The organism is Chitinivorax tropicus (genome assembly GCF_014202905.1).
GTDB lineage: Bacteria > Pseudomonadota > Gammaproteobacteria > Burkholderiales > SCOH01 > Chitinivorax > Chitinivorax tropicus.
Map to the genome: position 1 here is coordinate 40,343 of NZ_JACHHY010000002.1, position 19,490 is coordinate 59,832.

Below are 19,490 nucleotides of genomic sequence, written 5' to 3' on the forward strand. Positions count from 1 at the left end.
TTGTTCAGATGGTACGCTGCTGTATGAAGACCAGCGCACTTTCAACCCGCTTGACGAAGGCATCAAACGAGAATTGTTGTAAATGTTCAGGGCACTCCAGTGGCCTGGGAAACGAAGCAGCTGTTGTCAGCATCGACAGCAGGCGTCGGAAATCCGCCCCCCCATCCTGCCTGGGGTCCTGATAGAGAAATCCCGTCTTGCCATGTGCAACCGTCTCGGTAAAAGGTGCAGCATTCACCGCCAGCACCGGTGTGTTACAGGCCTGTGCTTCGATCAGGTTCAAGCCCAAGGCCTCTTTTTCCGGCAAGCCGGACATCACAAAATCAAGCTGCCGATAGACAGACGCCACATCCCGCTGGTGCCCCCAGTAGCGGACACGGTCCGCAACCGGTTTCAATGCGCGCTGCAGATCCCGAACAGAGGCATACCCACCGGCACCGAATACTTCCAGCCGGACATTGGGAAACTCGCCCAATATGGGTGCCAACAAGGTGAACAACTGTGGGAACTGTTTGATCGTGGTCAGCCGGGAAACGATGCCCAATGTCAAACCAGGTTGCTTTTGGTAACGTTGCCGACGGATGAATGGCTCAATCCAAGGCTCCATCTTGGCAAATAGACGATCACGCCCTTTGCGCATGTCCCAGTCATAGCGGGAAGTGGCCAGGATTGGCTGGGCGCTCGCGCCACGAAGCCTGTCCAGATCTGCCACGCCCAGCAAAGGCTGGTCAAAACAGTGTTTGACACCTATATCATGCAAGCTACATCGCACGTAGTCAGAAACCGCCAATACCCCTCGATACTCCTGAAATTCAAGCGGGCTACGTCCATACGATGGCATATGAGCAATGCCAAATAGGGGGCATTTGGCCCTGACCGCAGCCATGGCAGTCCCGCCCATTGCACCATGGGTCAACACCTGCTCCCCAACAGGAATATGATTGGCGATATCTTCAGCAGACAGGACAGGCACCAGGATAGCGTTGGACAGATCCATGTCTTGCCAGCATGTCGCATCTGCAGGCACCACCAGCCGTGTCCGCCACCCCAGCTGGGCCAGGGCTGCGGTCAGGAAGCGGGTATAGACCTCCCCCCCACCAAACTGTCGTTGTAAATTGAGCTGGGTGATCACAGGCATCAGGCAGGCTCCTGATGTCCGACTTGAACAGCGCGCCCCCCTGTTCGATGGCTGAACAATCCCACCGCCACACCGGCCAGCATCCAGAATGCCCAGCCGACATCCCTGTGGAAGAAGTCATCCGTCTGAACTTTCATCAATGCACCGAACAGTGACATGGCCAGCGCGATACGCCAAGCATTCAGCTCGGCGTTTTCCACGCCCCGAAACAAGTACCGCAATGTGACAATCAGTAACAAGCACCAAGCCAGCAAGCCAGGCAGCCCCAACTGAACATATTTGTTCAGAAACACATTATGGGCGTGGGTATGCAGTTCTGACCCTGGCTGCTGATGAAGCTCTGGATACAACAGCTTAAAGGTTGTAATGCCGAATCCGCCACCATGCCACCAAGGATGACGTGGGTTATGTAATGTATGGGACCAGATGATCCAGCGCGGGTCGGTCCGTATCGAATGATCAACGGTAGCCACCGTATCTTGTTTGCCTTGAGCAACTATCTGCGCACGTTGCATGAACTGGTAATAGGTCAAGCCCATCGCAACCAATGTCGCGATGATGACACCTGCCACGACCATACGCCGCTTGGCACGCCCTAGACGTGGCATGATCATACTGGCAGCAACCAAGACCTGGACAGCCACCACCAGAAAACTGGCACGATTCGCAGACAGGATCAAAGCCACCACACTGCCGATCAACAGCCATATCGCCACCCAACGAGATTTACCCGGCGAGCCCAATGACAACAGCAAGATAGGTATGGTCATGACCAGGTAACTGGAAAGCTTGCCCACCCCGACCAGATACCCACCCACCATGTCCGGCAGCAGCCCGGTTTTCAACCATTGAAGACTTGCGAACAGGCCGACATCGATCAATATCACCGCTGTCATCAACCAGGCAGCGCGGCGCACCCAAACCAAGGCAGGCTGGCGTCCAAACCAATTGATGCCAATCAGAAAAGCCAATAACCCATGTAGCAGCTCGGATTTGATGTCTCCCAGGCTCTCATTGAAATCGACAGCCCAGATCAGTGACAGCACCACGGCCACCAGATAAATCGACCATGCCCGCCAAGTTGGAAACCGGGCGGGCCAGTTCAACCTGTAAAACCCATACAGACTGATGAGGATCAGTGTAGTAGCGCAGAGATTACGCAAAACCATGGTATGAGCAAACGGCAAAATCGCCATCAGCACCATTGCAACCGGCAGCCCCCAACCTGTCCAGGGGTCAGTCGGACAAATACGTCCAGATGTTTTCAACATATACACTTCACTTTGCATTGACTGATGCTTTACATGCATCCAGATCCAGCTGGCGTTATCTATCGCCACCCCAGCCCGTTACCATCGGGCCGGATCAAGAAAGGGGGCCATTGTAACTCAACTGCCCCTCGCCTCCTGTGTCAGGATAGAGCCAATACCAAGCCCAATCCAGCCCAGGGTGGCGAGAAGGGTTATGCTTTTCGAAAGAAATATGGTAAAAGTCGTCAGGGTCGATCCAGGCCGTTGCAAAATGCATCCATCACAACTGGATCAAGGTTTGATCCCGCAACATTGCCTGATCAGGTCATACCCTGCCTACCCCGCAGCCCATTGTATAGGGACATATATTTCAGAATTGAAGAGGTTGAACCCCCCACACACCCAAAACTGAAACTGATCCCCGAACATCATTGACCGATACCCGACGATTGCACCGGTAGTGTAGCCGCCTTCCATGGACATTTTTTACCCGTACAACGAAATCATCCCGACACGCAAAGCGCATGACGCCTATATCTGGCGCAATTGTGCTTCGCTTGCGGCTGCGGGCGCGAACGTGACCCTGGCTTGTGGTAAACAGAGCTTGGCCCCAGATAGATTGGCCACGTACTACCAAACCCCTCGGGCTGACCAGTTGCAGGTGAAGACTTTTCCGATTCTCAGGCGAAATCTCGGGTTGCCCTGGACTTGGAATTATCTGTTCAATTTTGCGATCCAACGCCACCTTCTGCGCCATCGACCAGACCATGTGCTGTTCAGCGTATTCAAGCAGGGACGCTTTCATTTGTCCCGTCGTCTTGACGGTATCAAGTACATTTATGAAGTTCATGAGCTGGCTTGGTTTCCAGGTATGGCAATGGATCATTCGACACACTGGAAAATCCAGGTTGAACGAGACATGCTTGCGCAGGCTGATCTCATCACGACGACAACTGACGCATTACGCGACATCCTGTGCAGCCCGCCCTACTCACTGACCAATCCCATCGTGGTGGTTCCTCTTGCGATTGAGCCCCCCCTGATCACCCCGCCAATTGAGCTGACACAGCCCTTGCATGTGGTCTATATCGGTCAACTCTACGAGGAGCAGGGCATTGAAGACTTGGTCAAGGTGATCATAGGCATGCCCGGCATCCACCTGACCATTGTCGGCGGTCACCCACAAGATATCCAACGTATCCAGGCAATTGTGCCGGATCATGCTGTTGAACGGATCAAATTCACAGGATTTGTAGAGCCCGCCAGGCTGCCCGCCATAGCAGCCAGTGCCCATGTGCTGGCGGCGCCTTTCCGTGCATGTGGCCGCATGCCCTATGTCGCACATACCAAGCTGAACGAATACATCGCATGGCGCCGCCCGATTTTGGCGCCAGATCTACCCATTGTCCGAGAACACTTTCCTGAGTTGAGTGGCTTGGCCAGTTATCAGGCAGATGACCTGCAGTCGATGACCCTGGCGCTACAGCAACTACAGAACCCCGACACTTGGCAGGAAAAAATGACCAATTGCCAAGCCACGCCGATCAATACTTGGCACGCACGCGCCGAACGTTACCTGAGCATTCTGAAAGGGCTTTGAATGGCGCTTCGTGTCGCAATCGTCATCCTCAACTGGAATGGTCGAGCCGACACCATCGCCTGTGTCGAATCGGTGTTGGCAAATGACCACGAAAACTTCTTTGTGGTCGTTGCTGACAATGGGTCAACGGATGACTCCGTCAGGGCTCTGCGTCAGCAATTTCCGCATATCACCCTCGTCGAGAATGGCGACAATCTTGGATTCGCCGCCGGCAACAATCGCGGAATCGAGGCTGCATTGGCTGCCGGGGCTGAAGTAGTCGTTCTGCTCAACAATGACACCATCGTTGCGCCAGACTGGCTCTCAAATTTGGCTGATGCGGCCAATCAATTGGCGCCCGGCAGCGTACTGGGAGCCAAGATCTTTTACAGCCAACAGCCTGAAGTGATCTGGCATTTCGGTGCGCATTGGCAAGCAGACAAAAGCCGTTTTCAGATTCTGGGCCGGGGCCAGACCGATCACCAATGGCCTGATTTACAGCCGGTTGACATGATCATTGGCTGTTGTATGTGGATTCCACGTGACACTTTGCAAAAAGTCGGCTTGCTGGAGCCCAGCTTTTTCCTGAACTATGAAGAAACCGACTGGTGCTGGCGGGCCAAACAAGCTGGGGTCACCTGTTACTCAGTTCCACAGGCCCATCTTTGGCATAAGATTTCCGCATCGTTTGTGGGTAAACCACACAATGCCTACTTCATCTTCCGCAATCGGCTACTGTGGCTGGAACGCCAATTCTCTGGGTTGGAATATCTGCGCCACTACTGCAGGATGGCGCTGTCTGAGCATTTGAAAATACGACGAAAACTCGCCTTGCGTCTTTTGCAAATCCAGTTGCTCAAGCTGCTTGGCAAGCAACCTGCCACTCAAGTGGCAGAGAAGGTAGCGTTCTATCGTGCGGCATTGATGGGCGTACAGGATTATCGCGCCCGCCGTTTCGGTAACTGCCCGCCACAAGTCTTGGCGCTGAGCAAGACCACCCCACCCAGTCAAGTAGGATAGCGACCGCTCAACAGAGTCATCGCTGCTTCCACCACGGTTTCCACCATTATGCTGGCCATGCTGACTTGGCCAGAGCGCCCCTCTGGCGGGGTTTCCTGCTGGATGGCCACCAGCTGAGGATGTTCCTGTGGTGCCAATTGCCAGGCTGGATGCATGCAGTGGTATAACGCAATCATCGGGATCTTCAATGCACCAGCGATATGGGTCGGCCCGGTATCCACGCCAAGGTATAAATCCAGCTTGCTGATGAGCGCAGCACTTTGTCGGAGGCTGAGCTGCCCTACAAAGGAGACAAAAGCGCCCGCCAGCTCTGTCTCGAATCGTCGAATTTTGTCTGCGCCCAGGCTCCCACCAAACAGCATAAATCTGGCCTTGGGGTAACGCGCTCGGATCACCTTGGCCACTGCAACAAAATGCTCCGTCGGCCAATCTCGATAAGGTTTGGTTGGAAAACTCTCGACCACCAAGCCGACCAGCGGCTGAGCATCAACCAAATCATATTGTGCAAGCTGGCGGGCCGCCCACTGGCTCTCCTCAGTGCTGACCACGTAGTTGAGCGCTCTCGTCTTGGGTGAGGCCCCCACGGCCAATGGCAGCAACAGATGCAGATCCACTGCTGTCATGTTCGCCATGTCCGGGAACGCCACCGCAGTAGCCAACACGGCATTCAAGCTTTCATCTTGCTGACGGAACGCAACGACCGACTTGGCCACGCGCAATGCATATTTCACCAGGGGCTCATCAAAACCATCCACCACGGCCAGATCATAGTGATGACGGCTGAACCAGCCTTTGAAAGGTGCAACCTTTTTGGTAATCCGCCCGACTTGGGCCAGTGTTGGCAGGTTTTCCAGCAATTCCGCCCGTTTCGGGTGCCCCAGAAAGGTGATCTCCGCATCAGGAAATCTCCCCGCCAAGGCATCCATGACTGGTGTGCCCAACAGGGTGTCACCAATGCGCGATACATGGATCACCAGTATCCGCTTCACCTCATTGACATCAATGTCCAACAACGACGCGCTCAAAAACATGCTCCATCTTGTCGATCATGCGCACAAAATCAAAACGTTCGAGTGCAGTGGCTCTGGCCTGCCGACCCATCTCCATCGCCAAGGCCGGGGTCTGCAGTAGTTGGGTGATTGCCTGCAACAATGCGGTGGAGTCCTTGGTAGGCACGATCAAGCCGTTGTTGCCGTGGGAGATGGCCTCAGTAATCGAACCCACATCTGTCGTGATGATGGGCAACCCGACGAACATTGCTTGCAACATGGCCTGTGGCACGCCTTCATTGGCCCAGGATGGCAGGACGAAACAGTCCAGGGCTTGCAACCAGGGCACCACATCCTGCTGATTACCCGGCATCAATACCTGGCCGCTGATGCCGAGTGATTCGGCTAAAGCCCGCAAATTGTCATACTGTGGGCCATGGCCGACCATCACTAGCTGTGCTTGGGGGTTCTGCAACTTGGCAAAAGCCTCCAGCAGGAAGGAATGACCCTTCCAGCCACGCATGGTGGCCACGATGCCGATGATCGGGCCCTGGCCTAACCCCAATACCTGTCGAGCCATCTGTTTATCACCCGGCACGAATCGCTGTGAGTCGATCCCTGTGGTCACGGACAGAATGCGTTCCGGGTCGTATCGATTCTCTCGAATCAAGGTCTCACGCAGCCTTTCACCGGTCGTCACGATAAACTGGGTCGCCTCCTGATACAGCCAGCGGGTTGAACCTTTGTTGTTGATGGGGGCAGAAATATGTCTGGTACGCACGATGGGAGGGGCTCGGCGCAAAGTCTTGCACGCCAGAGCGGCCAGCCAGGAATCCGTTGAGCTATGCGTATTGATCACGTCTACATGTTGTTGTTGCAACCAAGCCCGCAGTGCCAGCAGCCCAGGCAATCGCTTCTTGCCAATGGGCAAGGCATGGGCATCCAGACCTCGTTCTTGAGCCTCTCGGTAGATATTGGATTCTGCAGGGCAGATCAACATGGTGCGATGGCCACGCGCGTTCATGCCTGCCATCTCAGTGAGAATCCGGATTTCTTGCCCACCCCACCCGCAAGAGGCTTCGGTATGCAGAATCGTCAACGGTTTTTGCATCAATCTCTTTCCATACAGGCACCCCATGCATCAGTCGCTGGGGCAGGCTCACTCATGTGCTTTGGTAATTTCAGGGCTCGCGGAACTGCATCTGATACAGCAGCGCGTAATGTCCGCCAAATTTGAGCAACTCGGCGTGGGTCCCCACTTCGACGATCTGGCCCTGATTCATGACCATGATCTTGTCGGCTTTTTCAATAGTTGATAGACGATGTGCAATCACGATGGTGGTTCGATTCTGCATCAAACGCTCCAATGCTGCTTGCACCTGACGCTCGGACTGGGTATCCAGCGCCGATGTCGCCTCATCCAGAATCAGAATCGGGGCATCTTTCAGCAAAGCCCGTGCAATGGCGAGCCGCTGCCGCTGCCCGCCTGACAAACGCGTGCCTTTTTCCCCGATCACCGTATCAAAGCCATCGGGCATCTGTTCGATGAAATCGCGCGCATAGGCCATCTCCGCAGCCTTGATGATCTTTTCTCGCGATACATCATCTCGACCATAGGCAATATTGGCGGCGACCGTATCGTTAAACAGCACCACATCCTGCGACACAAGCGATATATTGTTCCGCAAGCTCTTCAGATCGATATCGGAAAGCTGTTGCCCATCCAACCAGATCTCACCTTGCGTAGGGTGATAGAACTTCGGCAACAGGTTGACCAGCGTGGTCTTGCCGCTGCCCGACCCACCGACCAGCGCAACAGTCTGGCCAGGGCGGATGGTCGCCGTGATATTGGATACAGCGGGACGCTCCCCTTCGCGATAGCTGAAGCCGACATCGCGGAATTCAATCTGCCCTTTGGCACGTTGAATGACATGCGTGCCGCTATCGACTTCCGGTGGCGTATCAATCAATTCAAATACAGATTCAGCTGCAGCCAACCCCCGCTGCAATGCATCCGATACGCCGGTGATCCGCTTCAGTGGGGCAAACAAGGCAGCCATGGCGCCCATGAAGGCAACAAAGCTACCTGCCGTAAAGCTACCACTGGCCGCACGCGTGCTGGCGAAGTAGATGATGATCGCCAACGCGACCGCAATCATGAACTGTGTCACGCCAGTATTGGCAGAGGATGCAGCCGTCTGCTTGACACCAAACCTGCGCAGCTTATCCGCCAGCACTTTGAAGCGGGCGCGTTCGTATTCTTGTCCACCGAAGATCTTGACGATGCGCTGCCCTTCGATTGCTTCCTGCAACACCTGAGTGACTTCGCCTGTCACCTGCTGTTGGCTGTGGGACAGACCGCGTAGCCGTTTGGCGGTGATACGGATGCTCAAGGCAACGATGGGGATCACGGTGAAGCAGACCAGGGTCAACTGCCAGTCGGTGTACAGCATCAGACCCAACAACCAGATGACCAAACTGCCATCGCGTACCGTGACGGTCAGCACATTGAAACCTGCCTGGGTCACATTGTTGACATCGTTGGTGATGCGGGTCATCAAACGACCCGAGCCTTGATCATCAAAGTATCGGACCGGCAGGGTCAACAACCGATCAAACATTTCATAACGCAGGTCGGTGACAATACGTGACGATAACCAGCTGGAACAATAGTCATTGACGAATGTGGCCACCGCCCGCAACAGATACAGGCAGATGATGGTGGCCGGGAGTACATAGAGATCGACATTACGCTTGGCATGGACGAAATTTTCATCCACCAGCGGTTTCATCAACGATGTGAACGCCGCCTCTGTGCCAGATGCCACCAACATCGCCACCAGCGAGATGGCGAACACTTTCCAATAAGGCCTGGCATACCGCAGCAGACGAAAATAAAGCGCACGACTGTTTTGTTTAGAGTTGGTGTCGGACATGCCGGATCAACATTCTGAATAATCGGCGGATTATACCGGAACAGCACGCCCGGGCCTATGCAAACCGGGCGGCCCGATAAAAGACCATCAGGACGACCTCGCAAGCAGTGCCTGATACAGCGCCGTCATCTCAGCAGCCATCTTCTGCGGTGTCATGGCCAATACCCACTCACGCGAGGCCTGGCCCATCACCTGCGCTTGAGCCGGATCGCACAGCACCTGCATCGCATCACGCAGACCGCCGATGTCCAAGGCATCCCTTACAAAGCCTTGTTTTCCTTCTTCAATCAACTCCGCTGCGCCACACTTGGTGCTGGTGATCACTGGCAGCCCACAGGCCATGGCCTCCAGTACCACATTCGGGAAGGGATCATACAGGGTGGGTAATAGCAGAGCATCTGCCGCCGCATAATACGGCTTCACGTCCGGTTGCGCCCCGACGAAATGGCAGCGCTGTGCTACCCCCAATGCCCTCGCCAACGCTTGATAATGAGCGGCCTTCTTGTCATGGCCGACCAGAATCAGGTTTGCCTGGCCACCCAGCGCAGCCAGGGCGCGCAATGCCGAGGCCACACCTTTGCGTTCGAACCCTGAGCCGACATAGATGAACACTGGCAAATGGTCGTCGATCTGCAATGTCGCCCTGAGCTTGGATCGATACGCCACACGCAAGCCGGGGTGGAATTGCTCGCTGTCGATACCGCTGTAGATCACATGCAACTTGCTTTCGGGCAGGCCAAAGTCCTGGCGAATCTCCTCCGCTACCATCTTGGAATTGCAGATCACGGCCTTGAGGCGGGCGCTGGTGAACATGGCCGCCTCAGCATGTAACACATAATGATGATAGGGGTTCAACCACAGTTTGAGCCGCCCCCAGCGGCCCATGACCCGCCCGCGTTGACGTAACCATTCCCGATGCACGCCATCGCCAGCCCGGTACACATCACAGGCTGTCAGTCGCTCATGCGATTGCACCAGATCGAACCCCTGCCCCTGCTGGGCCTTGGCCACCGCCCGCGCAAAACTCCAGTCCCGCCAGACATTGCCAAGGTAGAACGGATTCACCCGGATAGCAGACATGCCTTCCAGCTTTTCCCATTTGCGAGTCAACAGCGTCACGCGCGCGCCGCCCGCCGACAAGGCCGCAATCGCACGTGACACAAACCGCTCAGCTCCCCCAGCGGCATTGTATTTCTGACGGATCAGTGCGATGTGAGGGGGTGTCGGGCTCATGGTGTAGGTCTGTTTGGGTCTCTGATCTGGGCCGATCAGGCACCAGATGTACTAAGGAATGTGGTTGAAAAGGCCGCGAAGCCTATCATTTCGGCACCGCCGATCATCAAGCCACTCAGCTGGTGCGTTGCAGATGCAACAAGTGGCGTGTGGCCTGGGCAACCTGATCAACGCTGATGGCATCCAGGCATTCACTGCGCTTTCCGCCGCCACATCCATCCTTCCCACAGGGGCGGCAGGGGTGGCTCGATGTCAGCACCTGCCTGGCCACCTGCCACGGTGCCCATTCGATATCGCCACTGGGGCCGAATAGCGCCACCGTTGGCGTCTGCATTGCCGCAGCAATATGCATGGGGACGGAGTCCATGCCGATGAACAAGCGGGCTGCCTGGGTCAGCGCCGCCAACTCTTTCAGATTAAGCTGGCCCACCAGATTGATGACCGGCTTGGTCAACTGCTGCTCGATTTCAGCCACCAATGCACGTTCTTTTTCATCGGGCGCACCAGTCAGCACCACTGTTTCACCCGCTGCCGTGAGTTGATTGATCAAGGCGGCCATCTGATTGGCAGGCCAGCACTTGAACAGCCAACGAGAGGCCGGATGGATCTGAATGAATTCACGCTCTGCCAGACCATGTTGCGCCAAGAGTGCTTGCACTTTGGTCGTTGCAGCCTCGCCAGGAACCAGCACCAGCTTACGTTCGTCTACATCGGGATACAGCCCCGCCCGCCGCAATGCATCCAGGTGAATTTCGACGGTATGGCGGCGGTTGCCGCCGATGATGGGATATAGGTGGGTAAAGCTTTTTCTCCAGAACCCAGGTTTGTTGGCCTGTCCGGCAATGGCCCACCTCGGTTTCAGCAATCTGGCCAGCCACGCGCCACGGCTGCTGTCGGTCAGGTGGATCAATACATCATATCGACGCGCTCGCAACCGGCGGAACAATGCCCATTCTTCCAATAGGCCAGCACCTTTACGCTGGGTCATATGCAATTGGCTGAGGCCAGGGTGCGCAGCCAGCATCGGGGCGGTATCCGAATACACTAACGCATCGATCTCCAGATGCGGGTAATGCGCCTTGAGCACGGCGATCACTGGCGATGTGAGTAAAACATCGCCATGGTGGCGTAATTTGATGATCAGGACACGACGAACCTGATCAAAAGGGATGGCATCTGGAACCATGGCAGGCGGATCACTGCACTAGAGTGCATTCAACTGGTCAAGCAGGTCGCGCATCTTATCCGAATCTTCTGCTTTCAGCATGCGATTGATGTGTTGCTGAATCTCGATCAGATCGGTATGCAATACTTTCTGCTTCACATCCAGCAAATGGGCGGGATGCATTGAGAATTTGCGCAGCCCCAACCCCAGCAGCAGGCGCGTCAAATGATGGTCACCGGCCATTTCGCCACACACCGAGACTGGCACCCCGACTCGATCGGCTGCCTTAATGGTTTGGTGGATCAGATGCAGCACGGCAGGGTGCACGGGGTCATACAGATGCGCCACGGCATCATCACCCCGGTCGATGGCCAGGGTGTATTGGATCAGGTCATTGGTGCCGATCGAAATGAAATCGACATACTTCAGGAAACTGGAAATCATCACCACTGCAGCAGGGGTTTCCACCATCGCCCCCACCCGGATGTTTTTGTTGAACGGCACGCCTTCATCAGCCAGGCTCTGTTTGGCCAGCTCCAGATGCATCAACATCTGTGATAATTCGGTGATGGAAATCAGCATCGGCACCAGCAATTGCAGGTTGCCATACTGCGATGCGCGCAGTAATGCACGTAACTGGGTGCGGAACATCTGCGGCTCGGCCAGACACAAGCGGATACCACATAGGCCAAGTGCGGGGTTGATGCTGAGATTTTCTTTTTGCCACTTGGGGACTTTGTCAGCCCCCAGATCGAGGGTGCGGATCGTTGTCGGCAATGCACCCATTTCTTCGACAACCGCACGATACGCTTCAAACTGTTCGTCTTCGCAGGGCACTTCATCGCGGCCCAGGAACAGGAATTCCGACCGGAACAAACCAATACCTGTAGCGCCGTTGGCTTTGACCTGATCCAGATCCGATGGCAACTCGATATTGGACAACAGCTCGACCGCCACGCCGTCTCGGGTGGTCGGCACCTTTCCTTTCAAGCCCTTGAGCCGCTTACGCTCTTGCACCCACGCTGTTTGGCGCTTCTTGTATTCAGCGAGGATCTTTTCATCAGGATCGACGATCACCACGCCTTGAATACCATCGACGATCAGCAGCTCACCTTCCTGAATCAGCTCGTGAGCATGATGCAAGGCCAACACCGCAGGCATGTCCAGGCTACGGGCAACAATCGCGGTATGGGAGGTGGCGCCGCCAACATCCGTCACAAAGGCCGCAAACTGGTGATCTTTGAACAACACCATATCTGCTGGGCTCAGCTCGTGCGCCACCAGGATGCTGTTCTTTGCAACCGGCACCAGTAGTCCGTTTGATCCAGGCTGGCCAGCCAAGGCCTTGAAGATGCGCTCAGTCACCTGCATGACGTCAGCACGACGTTCGCGCAGATACTCCTCTTCGATTTCGTCAAACTGGGCGAGCAACATATCAAGCTGTTGTTTCAGGGCCCATTCGGCATTGCAACGTTGTTCTTCGATCAACACTCTGGGCTCACGCGACAGGGTGTTGTCGTTCAAAATCATGATGTGTAATGACAGGAAGGAGCCCAATTCGGCAGGGGCGTTCTCGGGAATGCTGCCCCAGAGCATTTCCAGCTCTTTACGCGTGGCGCGGATGGCTTTGTCGAAACGCGCCTGCTCTGCAGGAATCTGATCAGTGGGAATTTCATAATGGGCAACGTCGATTTCCTCATGCGACATCAAATGCGCATGTCCTATTGCAATCCCACCCACTACGCCAATGCCATGCAGCGAGATCCCCATTCAGCCAATCGCTCCCATATATGAACTGTTCTTTGAAAATAGTGTAGCCACCGCTCAGACAGGTTTTTCACAACCTGCCATGGCTGTTTTATTACTCGCCCTCACCAAACTTGTCATTGATCAAGGCTTCGAGGGCTGCCATGGCCTCGGCCTCATCATCGCCATTGACTTCCAATTGCACGACTGTGCCGCGACCCGCCGCCAGCATCATCACGCCCATGATGCTTTTTGCATTGACACGACGCCCATTGCGAGACAGGAAAACATCGCTTTTGAAACGCGCGGCGGTCTGGGTCAATTTGCTTGATGCCCGCGCATGCAATCCCAGTTTATTGATGATTTCGATATCACGTTGCAGCATTACACTCCCCCGGCAGCACATAACGCACGCCCTCCAGCCCCCCTGTGATGGCCTTGCTCACCGTGACATCCAATGTTGCATTGCGATAGGTGATCGCGCGGACCAACATGGGCAGGCTGACACCGGCGATAGCCTCGATACGACCGGCTTCGATCAACCGACAGGCTATATTGCTGGGCGTTCCGCCGAATATGTCGGACATGATCAGAACGCCATCCCCTTCATCCAATTCCTGCAACATCGCCCGGGCACGAGAAAGGGCGTCCGCTGGGTCGTCCAATTTGCTGATCGCCATGGCGGCCACCCCGGACAGATCCGGGCCCAATATGTGTTTTGCACATGAGATCAGGCTGTAACCTAGCTCGTCATGTGTAATGAGTAACAAACCAACCATTATTATTCCAAATCGCGGCCTCGATCACCGCCCTGTTCAATCCGCTGTCAGCCACATGGATATTGCAACAGGCGCAACGCAGGCTGCGCTCGATCGCATGTCCAGATGGCCGATCAGACAAGCCAGCGGGTAACCCACCGGCACAATTGATTGATTCTACGCGTTTGTGCAACACAGCAGAAGAGGCGGATGATCAAGGCAAAGGCAAGACCGACGGTTTGTCATCCTCCCAATCCAACCGTTTTTGCATGGTTTCGCTGGCATGGACTTTCCCCGCAGCATCAATCAATAGGACATCCTGCACCTGGAATTGCTTCATGTAATCCCGTGCGTTGCCTGGGCCATCGATGAACAGCGGCTTGGTCAGAATATCAGACAGCAAACCAGCCTGCTCACCGGCGGGCAACACGACCGTGACTGACTGCACGCCCTGAGCCGGATAGCCTGTTCTAGGGTCGATCAGATGGTGGTATCGCTTACCCTCCAATTCGAAATAACGTTGATAGTCGCCCGATGTGCCAATGGCTTCGCCATCATTCAAGGTGATCGTCGCAATCGGGCCGTTCTTGCGAGGGTGCTGTATCCCCACCACCCAGGCACGATGGCCTTTCTTGCCCAAGGCCATGATATTGCCTCCGATGTTCAGCAACGCATTTTTGATACCCATCTTCCTTAACAGCGCGGCTTCCCGATCCAATGCCCAGCCCTTCACCACACCACCCAGATCCAGCTGATTGGCGGTGTTATGGCTGGCAATGGTTTTATCGCCAATGGCGAGGGTCTGTAAGGCGGGCTTCGCAGCCACCCACCGCTTGATCTCTGTTTCATCGGGCAGCTTGGGCTCAAAGGTGTCGGCCTGGAAACCCCAGGTGCGCACCAATCCACCGATGGCCGGGTTGAACAGGCCCTTGGACCAGGACTCGTAACGGCGGCTGTCACGCAGCAATTGCAGGAGATCTGGCGCCACCGTCTGAGGTTGGCCGCTCATGGCAAACGCTTCGTTCAGGCGCGTCACCTCCGAGGGCTGCCAGGCATGCAGCCGCTTATGCAACTGATCCAAGTCCGCCAGCACAGCCGCAGCCGCCTGTTTAGCCTTGTTTTCGTCCTCATCTTGTATGGCGATTTCAACACGTGTGCCAAAGACATAGCTTTCCTGTTTATAGGGCTCTTTTGAGCAAGCAGCCAACAGTACCAATGACAAAGCCGCCAGGCAGCGCCAGATCAGGTGATTACAAGGGTTCATACCACGGCCCTTTCGAGTGCATCGATAAACATGCCCGCTACGTTAAAGCCCATCTGCTGGGTGATTTCCTGAAAGCAGGTGGGGCTGGTCACGTTGACCTCTGTCAGATATTCACCGATTACATCCAAACCCACCAACAACAAGCCCTCGGCCTTCAAGGTCGGGCCCAGCGCCTTGGCAATCGCCCAATCCCGTTCCGACAGGGGTTGTGCCACGCCGCGCCCTCCAGCAGCCAGGTTGCCACGTGTTTCGCCCTGCTTGGGGATGCGGGCCAATGCATAGGGCACGGCTTCACCATCGATCAACAAAATACGTTTGTCGCCCTTCACGATGTCTGGAATGTAGCGCTGGGCCATGATGGTCCTGGCACCCTGCTGCATCTGGGTTTCCAGTATGCTGCCCAGGTTGGGGTCAGCAGCCGTCAGGCGGAAAATGCCCATGCCCCCCATGCCATCCAACGGCTTCAGGATGATGTCCTGGTGTGCACTCAAGAATGTACGTACTTGTTCAGGCTCACGCGTGACCAGCGTAGGGGTGGTGAATTCCGCAAACCGCAAAATGGCCAGCTTCTCGTTGTAATCCCGCAAGGCCCTCGGATGATTGAACACCTTGGCACCTTGTCGCTGTGCCAGCTCCAATAGATGTGTGGCGTAAAGGTATTCCATGTCAAAAGGCGGGTCTTTACGCATCAAGACCGCATCAAATACATGCAATGCTTGTTCCTGGGTGGTTTCCAGCCGATACCAATGTGTTTCATCGCCCGTCAGGTGCAGCTGCCTGATCGTTGCCAAGACCTGACCATCTCGAACAAACAACTCATGTTGCTCCAACACGAAGATCGCATGGCCCCGTGATGCCGCCTCCCGCATCATCGCAAAAGTCGTGTCTTTGTATGTCTTCAGGCTATCGAGTGGGTCCAGCAAAATGGCAATTTTCATAAACGCTTTCATTGATGGCGGCAACCCAGCAACCCAGGTGCCCATTTTGTATAGTGAGATTATTCATAGGTTCAGCCCACACGCCAACCACTACGACAAAAACCATGTTGACCTTCACCTCGCCGCCGCCGGAGCATGAGTCCGACCCACGCACGTTGTATCCAGCCAATCTGCTGAAAGCAGCCCTGTGCGCGTCGGGCATTCCCTATGATTATCACCCTTCGCCCGTTCGCATGCCGCAAGGGCGGGCACTGAGCGAATTGGAACTAGGGGGTAATATCAATGTAGTCTGGTCTGCCACTTCCATCGAGCGCGAGCAGCGGTTGCGGCCTGTCCGTATTCCAATCTACCAGGGGTTGATTGGTTGGCGCGTATGCCTCATTCCATACGATCGTATGGATACCTTCATGCATACCAATAACACAAACGACCTCAAACGCTTTATTTTTGGGCAAGGTCAAGACTGGCCCGACACCCGCATCTTACGTGCGAACGGCCTGACCGTTCAGGATCTGCAACGCTATGAGAGCCTGTTTGAATGGCTGCGTGATGGCTTGATCGACGCATTTCCCCGTTCATTGATAGAAGCACTGCCAGAGTTGTTCCGCCATCGAAACAAAGGGATTGAACTGGATAGACACATCGTTTTGCACTACCCCTCTGCATTCTATTACTTCTTCCACCCAGAAGATGATGCTCGGGCAAACGCTGTCGAGTCCGGCCTGCTTAAATTGATTGAAACCGGTGAGTATCACGCCATGTTACGGGCGGAATTCAAAATGGACATCGATGAGCTGGAGATCGAGCGGCGCCGGGTGATCGAGTTACACAATCCCTTGCTGCCCGCTATGACCCCTCTCGATCAGCCAGCACTGTGGTTCACGCCTGACAGCATGGTCAGCCGGTGAAGCGGGGAACACAGCAAACCCCAAAGTCACTTGTGGCCATGGAAGCGGCTGTCAGGCGCAACGGGCAGTACGGAATAGCCGCATCAGGTTAGGTCACATCACTTGGTTTTGCCCTGCGCAATATCCATGACCAGACGGGTTACCAAGTACAGACGAGGCTCGATCGAGCTGACCAGCACATACTCCGCATCAGCAGTATGGGCGCCAAAGCCTTGCAAACCCAAGCGCTCCAATACGGGGGAGCGGGTTTTCATACCGGCGAATGCCGCATCGGTGCCCCCACCATGGGCTTCGGTATCGATGATCAGCTCTTTCCCCATTTCCCGATAGATGGTCTGGGCGTGGTTGGCCATGTCGCGGGTAGCCTGTGACAACTCAAGCGGCGGACGACGACGTTCGAAGGTCAGCTCGACTTTGGCATCCGGCAGCAATTGTTTCTGGATGCGTCCACGTAATTGCTGCTCAACTTTGTCATAGTCCTCAACCCGCAACACCCGCACGTCCGCAGATGCCTTCGCCCCTGCAGGAATCACGTTGCGGGTCATGCCAGCCGTGGCGAGTGTCCAGTTGACCTTGATCCCGGTAGCAGGGTCGGACAGATCCCGCATCTGCAGCACCTGGTGCGCCATCTCATACAAGGCGTTGATTCCTTGCTCCGGCGCGGCACCCGCATGTGAAGCCTTGCCTCGCACCACCAGATTGGCCGATGCGATACCACTGGTTGCCAGCTCCAGCTTATCCGAAGCGGCGCGAGATGCCTCAAAGGAAAACACGGCGTCATGCTCGGCGCCCAGCTTGGTAATCAAACTCCGCGATCCGGGCGAGCTGATTTCCTCATCAGCATTGATCAGCACAGTCAATGTGCCGTAGTCTCGATATTTCAATGCGTTCAGCGCTGAAATCGTGTGCATGATGACCGCAATCCCTTGCTTGTCATCAGCGATACCCAACCCATAGGCTCGATCCCCCTCCACCCTGAAAGGCTGCTGTGCCAGCTGCCCAGGCTGATAAACCGTATCCATGTGGGCGATCATCAAAATCTTCTTCTTGCCTTTGCCGGTAAACGTTGCCTTGACCATCTTGCCCAGTTGGTCAGGCGTATCCTCCATCCGGTACACGTCGGCATTCGAATCCAGTAACTCCACTTTGCCGCCCAAGTCAGCGAGCTTGGCTGCTATGTGATTGGCCAGTCTATTCAAGCCCTCCAGGTCGCGGCTGCCAGACTCAATCGAAACCAGCTCTTGCAGGCTACCCAGCAAGGCCGGTTTTTCCTTGGCCACCTGCGCCAACACCGCTGCATCGGGTGCCGCGTTGGCGGTGCCCGATAGCGCGGAGAATATCGTCAGCAGTGTAAACAATCGGAATTGTTGTTTCATGCATACTCCCAGCAAAAGAATTTATTTTAAGCCGAAGGCAAGCCATCACTTCGGGGCAGGTACTACACAAACTCCAGGTCAAAAAATGAAGTCATGGAAAATTGTTCGCGCCGACCATCGAGCAGCGTCAACAATATTCGGCCAGCCCACCAAGGTGGCATGGCTCAACACTTGCTCAGGCGATAATTCAATGAAAGTCTGTTCGGGCATACAGAATGGAGAAGTTGAAAACACACTCAGGGCAGGTCAGGAGCCGGGCAGCAGCCGAATATTGGCAGGGATGCTACGCCTCGACAGGAAAGTGCGCCAAATACTTTCGACCATGCAGAAATAGCATCAAATCGTTATCTGTATTGCTTTACCATCAATAGCCATGCCAATGGCTTGGCAATGATTCAACAGCCGCTCAAAACAGCCTGTAATCACACGGTTCGGCAATTTGATAGTATTTACGTATCAAGGCAAGTATCGATAAATAATGAAATTTTTCGCAAATTTCAAAACCAATATTACAAACCTGCTGGTTCATAAATGTTAAAACGCTGACAAAACTACGAAATAGCCTTGAATTGTCCTTAACTGCCCAAAATTGTCAGTTGCCGTCATCTAGCCGAAGTCCGACGCACAACAAAAAATGGCATATAGATATGAGTGCATTGCACAAAAATTCAATTGGCATGATTTTTGCTGGAAAACGAACGTGGGATGCCCTGAACGCAGGGCTGCTACGGTCAACCCAAACCCATCAACCTGCAACCACCACTACGGGGAAACAACACTGAGCGGCTGGTAGGCAGAAGGTACGCCGGACAGGCTTGAGTGGATGGGGCGCATCAATTCCCCTTGATGCCTGACTTGGCTGGCAAATACTGTACGAATGCAGACAAGACATCTGCATGAAACGATGTCAACAGAATGTTGGTTAGGAGGCGGGCTGGATGCGCTCAGACAGCGCGGCCCAGGCCTCCCCAGGCCGTGGGGTAGCGGCGAGTACATGCCGCACCCACATTGATTACGACGCCAGGCTGGCTGTTTGCCACGTCCACATGATTTTCATCAAACCCAGGTGAATGGGGGGCTGTGAAAGTCAGTGCAGACTTGACACCTGGCACGACACGAAATAGCCGCAATGCCCCTTGTGCCCAACCTTCCCGGTTGGGCTTTTTTTTGTTCTGCGTGGATTGCCATCA

General features: G+C 55.0%; 17 protein-coding genes. 4 read left to right on the plus strand and 13 right to left on the minus strand.

From position 1 onward, the window contains the following. Positions 1-4: 4 nt before the first annotated feature. Positions 5-1,138 (minus strand): glycosyltransferase family 4 protein, encoded by a 1,134-nt coding sequence (locus HNQ59_RS01530; RefSeq protein ID WP_184034269.1) that lies wholly within the window; start codon positions 1,136-1,138, stop codon positions 5-7. Next, complete coding sequence (locus HNQ59_RS01535; RefSeq protein ID WP_184034272.1) at positions 1,138-2,409, minus strand: O-antigen ligase family protein; 1,272 nt, start codon at positions 2,407-2,409, stop codon at positions 1,138-1,140. The genes HNQ59_RS01530 and HNQ59_RS01535 overlap by 1 nt, the downstream gene beginning before the upstream one ends. A gap of 454 nt (positions 2,410-2,863) precedes the next feature. Between HNQ59_RS01535 and HNQ59_RS01540 the strand changes: the two genes are divergently transcribed. Together HNQ59_RS01540 and HNQ59_RS01545 are read left to right on the plus strand one after the other, a co-directional pair. Continuing rightward, complete coding sequence (locus tag HNQ59_RS01540) at positions 2,864-3,988, plus strand: glycosyltransferase (protein WP_184034275.1); 1,125 nt, start codon at positions 2,864-2,866, stop codon at positions 3,986-3,988. After that, positions 3,989-4,987, plus strand: a complete 999-nt coding sequence (locus tag HNQ59_RS01545; protein ID WP_184034278.1) for a glycosyltransferase family 2 protein — start codon at positions 3,989-3,991, stop codon at positions 4,985-4,987. Here HNQ59_RS01545 and HNQ59_RS01550 read toward each other — a convergent pair. The 10 genes from HNQ59_RS01550 to gshB form a co-directional block, all read right to left on the minus strand. Beyond that, positions 4,975-6,018, minus strand: coding sequence for a glycosyltransferase family 9 protein (locus HNQ59_RS01550; protein ID WP_184034280.1), 1,044 nt, complete (start codon positions 6,016-6,018; stop codon positions 4,975-4,977). The two genes, HNQ59_RS01545 and HNQ59_RS01550, sit on opposite strands and share 13 nt — an antisense overlap. Beyond that, positions 5,987-7,087, minus strand: a complete 1,101-nt coding sequence (locus HNQ59_RS01555; protein ID WP_246490805.1) for a glycosyltransferase family 4 protein — start codon at positions 7,085-7,087, stop codon at positions 5,987-5,989. The genes HNQ59_RS01550 and HNQ59_RS01555 overlap by 32 nt, the downstream gene beginning before the upstream one ends. Before the next feature lie 70 nt (positions 7,088-7,157). Then, complete coding sequence (gene msbA / locus HNQ59_RS01560) at positions 7,158-8,912, minus strand: lipid A export permease/ATP-binding protein MsbA (protein WP_184034286.1); 1,755 nt, start codon at positions 8,910-8,912, stop codon at positions 7,158-7,160. Between the two features lie 87 nt (positions 8,913-8,999). Beyond that, a complete protein-coding gene (locus HNQ59_RS01565; RefSeq protein WP_184034289.1) occupies positions 9,000-10,145 on the minus strand; it encodes a glycosyltransferase family 4 protein in 1,146 nt (381 codons plus the stop codon). Between the two features lie 115 nt (positions 10,146-10,260). Beyond that, positions 10,261-11,331 carry a putative lipopolysaccharide heptosyltransferase III gene (gene rfaQ / locus HNQ59_RS01570; protein ID WP_184034292.1) on the minus strand — a complete coding sequence of 357 codons (1,071 nt, stop codon included), beginning with the start codon at positions 11,329-11,331 and terminating at the stop codon, positions 10,261-10,263. An 18-nt stretch (positions 11,332-11,349) separates the two neighbouring features. Further along, positions 11,350-13,080 carry a phosphoenolpyruvate--protein phosphotransferase gene (gene ptsP, locus HNQ59_RS01575; RefSeq protein WP_184034295.1) on the minus strand — a complete coding sequence of 577 codons (1,731 nt, stop codon included), beginning with the start codon at positions 13,078-13,080 and terminating at the stop codon, positions 11,350-11,352. A gap of 91 nt (positions 13,081-13,171) precedes the next feature. Continuing rightward, entirely contained in the window at positions 13,172-13,441 is a 270-nt protein-coding gene (locus HNQ59_RS01580; RefSeq protein WP_184034298.1) for an HPr family phosphocarrier protein, read from the minus strand. Further along, positions 13,428-13,835 carry a PTS sugar transporter subunit IIA gene (locus HNQ59_RS01585; RefSeq protein WP_184034301.1) on the minus strand — a complete coding sequence of 136 codons (408 nt, stop codon included), beginning with the start codon at positions 13,833-13,835 and terminating at the stop codon, positions 13,428-13,430. The genes HNQ59_RS01580 and HNQ59_RS01585 overlap by 14 nt, the downstream gene beginning before the upstream one ends. A 193-nt stretch (positions 13,836-14,028) precedes the next feature. Beyond that, positions 14,029-15,078: an FAD:protein FMN transferase gene (locus tag HNQ59_RS01590; protein WP_184034305.1), complete on the minus strand. Its 1,050-nt coding sequence runs from the start codon at positions 15,076-15,078 to the stop codon at positions 14,029-14,031. Continuing rightward, a complete protein-coding gene (gene gshB / locus HNQ59_RS01595; protein WP_184034308.1) occupies positions 15,075-16,016 on the minus strand; it encodes a glutathione synthase in 942 nt (313 codons plus the stop codon). The genes HNQ59_RS01590 and gshB overlap by 4 nt, the downstream gene beginning before the upstream one ends. A gap of 104 nt (positions 16,017-16,120) precedes the next feature. On the opposite strand from gshB, the gene HNQ59_RS01600 reads away from it, so the two are divergent. Further along, positions 16,121-16,924, plus strand: a complete 804-nt coding sequence (locus HNQ59_RS01600; protein ID WP_184034311.1) for an amino acid ABC transporter substrate-binding protein — start codon at positions 16,121-16,123, stop codon at positions 16,922-16,924. 98 nt (positions 16,925-17,022) lie between these two features. Here HNQ59_RS01600 and HNQ59_RS01605 read toward each other — a convergent pair whose 3' ends face one another. After that, a complete protein-coding gene (locus HNQ59_RS01605) occupies positions 17,023-18,300 on the minus strand; it encodes a M20/M25/M40 family metallo-hydrolase (RefSeq protein WP_184034314.1) in 1,278 nt (425 codons plus the stop codon). Here HNQ59_RS01605 and HNQ59_RS01610 point away from each other — a divergent pair. Continuing rightward, a complete protein-coding gene (locus HNQ59_RS01610; RefSeq protein WP_184034317.1) occupies positions 18,299-18,634 on the plus strand; it encodes a hypothetical protein in 336 nt (111 codons plus the stop codon). The genes HNQ59_RS01605 and HNQ59_RS01610 overlap by 2 nt on opposite strands. Positions 18,635-19,490: the final 856 nt, after the last annotated feature.